This is a genomic window from Acidovorax sp. HMWF018, from assembly GCF_003061035.1.
In the GTDB taxonomy this organism is placed as follows: domain Bacteria; phylum Pseudomonadota; class Gammaproteobacteria; order Burkholderiales; family Burkholderiaceae_C; genus Acidovorax; species Acidovorax delafieldii.
In genome coordinates this window covers 1-3491 of record NZ_QAIM01000321.1, presented here as the reverse complement: position 1 = coordinate 3491, position 3491 = coordinate 1, and the positions used below count along the sequence as shown (strand labels likewise).

General features: G+C 61.6%; 5 protein-coding genes and 1 pseudogene. 2 read left to right on the top strand and 4 right to left on the bottom strand.

Annotation, left to right across the window (positions count from 1 at the left end):
- The 4 genes and pseudogenes from DBR23_RS12230 to DBR23_RS12215 all read right to left on the bottom strand — a co-directional run.
- Positions 1 to 420, bottom strand: a pseudogene (locus DBR23_RS12230) (sodium:proton exchanger); the annotation flags it as partial.
- Between the two features lie 17 nt (positions 421 to 437).
- Positions 438 to 887 carry a DUF421 domain-containing protein gene (locus DBR23_RS12225; protein ID WP_233250417.1) on the bottom strand — a complete coding sequence of 150 codons (450 nt, stop codon included), beginning with the start codon at positions 885 to 887 and terminating at the stop codon, positions 438 to 440.
- A gap of 361 nt (positions 888 to 1248) precedes the next feature.
- Entirely contained in the window at positions 1249 to 1449 is a 201-nt protein-coding gene (locus DBR23_RS30590) for a zinc ribbon domain-containing protein (RefSeq protein WP_233250418.1), read from the bottom strand.
- 294 nt (positions 1450 to 1743) lie between these two features.
- Positions 1744 to 2415, bottom strand: coding sequence for a phosphatase PAP2 family protein (locus DBR23_RS12215; RefSeq protein ID WP_055401549.1), 672 nt, complete (start codon positions 2413 to 2415; stop codon positions 1744 to 1746).
- A gap of 172 nt (positions 2416 to 2587) precedes the next feature.
- On the opposite strand from DBR23_RS12215, the gene DBR23_RS12210 reads away from it, so the two are divergent.
- Together DBR23_RS12210 and DBR23_RS12205 are read left to right on the top strand one after the other, a co-directional pair.
- On the top strand, positions 2588 to 3088 hold the full coding sequence (locus DBR23_RS12210) for a DUF6328 family protein (RefSeq protein ID WP_011805128.1): 501 nt from the start codon (positions 2588 to 2590) through the stop codon (positions 3086 to 3088).
- Positions 3089 to 3124: 36 nt separating this feature from the next.
- A partial coding sequence (locus tag DBR23_RS12205; RefSeq protein WP_146191318.1) for a VWA domain-containing protein occupies positions 3125 to 3491 on the top strand: 367 nt, incomplete at its 3' end.

Sequence of the window (3491 nt, the reverse complement as noted above, 5' to 3'; positions counted from 1 at the left end):
GGCGGCCGGCCCCGACAGCATGAACAGGACGGCGGCGAGACCGAGGTACAACCACCCCAGCATGGTCAGCGAAGCGATGGCCTTGGCGGCATCCGCGCGATAGACAAAGGCGAGAACGATCTGGACCGAAAAGAGGGCCGCCAGCACGACTGCCGATAGCAGGCTGAAGCGCAACCGGAGCAACAAGGCCACTCCAAATAGCGACTGTGCCGCGGTGAGAAAAAATTCCTCGTGCTGCCGCGCGTCCAGCGGCAACGACGTAATCGCTCCGGCGCCGACGCTCATCGCCAGCGGCAGCATGCCCACCAGCAGGGTCCACTGGTTGATCTTGTCGCTGATCATGGTTGTGAGCCCGCCCTCGGCGCGCCCTGAAAGGACGAACAGGACGGCGATGACGACTGCCGGCGCCTCGCTCGCCAAGGGTGCAAGCCACTGGATCAGCAGGACGATGGCTGCTTTTTGTCCTTGGCGCGATCGTGTTCGCTGTGTTCATGCTGCATTCTTGTTTCGCCCTTCGGTGCGTCCTCGGCAGCGTAGCTTTCCTTGCCGGCGACTTCAAAGGGAAGGCAATCATGCGGTCGCACGTCGTCATCCGTTTTGATCACGCTGATGCTGCCGTCCAACTCCAAAATTGCGAACGCCACGTCGCATAGGCGAATGATCCCCTGCTTGCGAATCGCGGCCAATAGGTCGTTGTCTGAAACATCGAATTTTCTCATCATCTCTTTTTCGACCTTGCCCTCCTGCACCAGCAGTACCGGACTGCCTTCGAGAACTGCGCGCACTTTCACATTTCGCGAGGTAGCGCGATTCAACAGCGAGCTGAGAATAACGAGAATCGCTGCTCCAGCGGCCGCGCCCAGCACCGAGTTGTCGTTGCCTATCATCGCGCTTTTGCACGACGTTGGAAATCATCAGGACAATCAGGAAATCGAAAACGGTTGCGCTGGCCATCTCGCGCTTGTTGGCAAGCCGGAAAATCAGCAACAGCACGAGGTAAACCAATAGCGGGCGCACGAGCTTCTCCGCCCACGACAACTCGGGGAGCAGCATCTGGCGCCATGGGATCGCGAAGAACGTGTCCGTCATACCATCTCCTCAGCCCACTGCGGTGTCATGGCAATGTGACTTGTTGCACTCCCGCTGCTGCGACTTCGACAGGGTAACGCGCGCGGCCGCGTGGTTACCCACCAGACACTCAGCGCAGCACCGTCCGCGAAGGACACCGTACAGCAGTGGCTGGCCCTTTTAGGATGCGGCGGGCTTTCCGCACCCCGGGCAAAACTTTGCCGCGGGCGGCACGTCGGCGCTGCACGCGGCGCATTTTGTCGCCGTCTGGGCAACCCCGCACTGCGGGCAAAAGCGCGTGCCTGCCGTCACGAACGTGCCGCACTTTGCGCATGCTGCCCCGGGCGGCGCAGGCGGGGCGCCGTAATTGCCGGGCGGCATTCCGCCCGGCGGGGGACCGCCGTAGTTGCCGTAGCCGCCATGGTGCCCGCCGCCGTGGCCACCACCGTGGCCGCCGCCCTGATGGCCGCCCATCATTCCACGCAGGTGATCAAAAAATCCCATGAGGACACTCCTTGCAAACGCATCTAACCGAAGAGAAATGACCGGGTGGCCGGGTCGATTCCCCTGAATGTAACCTGCCCGGCAGTTCGAACAGGGTAAGGCGGCGTTCTTTTGGCTCCTGTCCTACGTGTCCGGCGCGAATGGGCACGCAACAGACGGAGAACACCGTTGTCACTCGCGCTTCCAATGCTGCCATGCGGTATCCACCGCAAAGGCGATGCACCAGGCTACGAGCGCCGTCCAAAGGGTATGACTCATAAAGTGCGCACCCCGCAACTGCTGGGCGAGCCCGAGCAAGAGGCCGCTCGCCAGCGAGGCCTGCAACCAAATGCGCGCTGTTCGGGGCGCGACGTTCCGGAAAACAAAGTAGCCTCCGATAAAGGCGAAGCCGGCCGAGGCGTGTCCCGCAGGAAAGCAATGTCCGCCGCCCCCATCGGCCACTGCGCTCCAGTGCGGCACGTAGGGCAACCATCCTCCGAAAAGCTTCAGATCCCAAGGGCAACTAGTAAGGCTGAGCCACTTCAAGGCCGAGACGGACAGCGACACCAGTGGGGTTGTCACAGCCAACTGCACGCGGGACTGCCAATTGAGCTGGCGCAGTGGTCCCACTGGCCACAAGACCGCCAAGGCCAACCCCGCAGACAGCACCCATGCCGCGCGGCGGCCACCTGTGTGGAGTACCTGAGTCAAGAACCAATGGTCGCGAAGCGGAAATCGTTCGGCGCCCCCCATGGCGCGTGCGAGCGCGACGTCGAGTGAGGTCGCATCCAAGAGCATCAAGCCCGCGAGGACCAGGCCGGTTATGAAAAGCAATGACCGGTCGGACCGGGGCGCAGCAGCCATGGCCGCGATTCTGCACCGCGCGACTGAAGAACAGCAGAGTTGCCGCTGCAGGGCGTCTCGGCTGTGGAGTGCGTGAGGCGCAATCGCGGGCGTGCACCGTCGCGTTATGCTAGCGAACCATGCCACTGCAGATACTGGCCCGTCAATGAACGCTGCTTGAACAAAGATCCCGATGAATTCTGAAGAAACCGAGCTAGATCTCGGCAAAGCGGCTGATGCCGTCGTCGGCGTCACCGCCGATGATGACGGTGACCTGACCGACATGCTGGGAGAGCTGCGTGTGTTGCTTCCCAGTGCCCAGTTGCTGTCGGCCTTTCTCATCACCGTGCCGTTCAACAGCGGCTTCGCCAATATCGTCGCTTCGGAGAAGACGGTTTTTCTCGCGACATTCACCCTGTCTATCTTGAGCCTGGTGCTGCTCAGTGCACCGGCGGTGCAGCACCGGGTCATCCGCCCGCTGACCGACCGCGCCGGTTTCAAACGCTTGGCAACGCGGCAGATCGTCGTGGGGGCGGTTTTGCTCGCGATGGCACTTACGTTGGCGACACAATTGGTGCTTTCCACCGTGTTCGGTCACGGGGTCGGAATCGTGTTCGCCACCCTCACCGGGGGGCTGTTGCTTCTTCTATGGTGGGTGCTGCCGAAAGTGTTGCGAGCCAAAGGGCACATGTGACGCAGGACAAAGCCTGAGCCAAATCTCGGGTACCCTGTGATTGGCAACCGGCTATTAGATCAATCGCTGCGCTTCAAGGAGAGCACCATAAACGGCAAACTCACACTCAACTTAGAAAAATCGGCCAGCGTCCTGCGCCTCGCGCTCGACAAGGCCGGCGTGGTCGCAAACGTCAAGGCGGAGACCGCTGCGATTATCGATGTCTCGGGCTCTTTCGAGCACGAGCACGAAGAGGGCACGACCAGCCTCCTCCTTGAGCGGCTCGTGCCGTACTGCGTCGTGCTTGACCCGGACCGGAAGATGGATGTCTTCACTTTCAGTTCGGGCGAACCCAGTGCGCACTACGTGGGTAGCGTCACGCCGGAGGATGCCCAAGGCTACGTCACGCGCAACATCGTTGAGC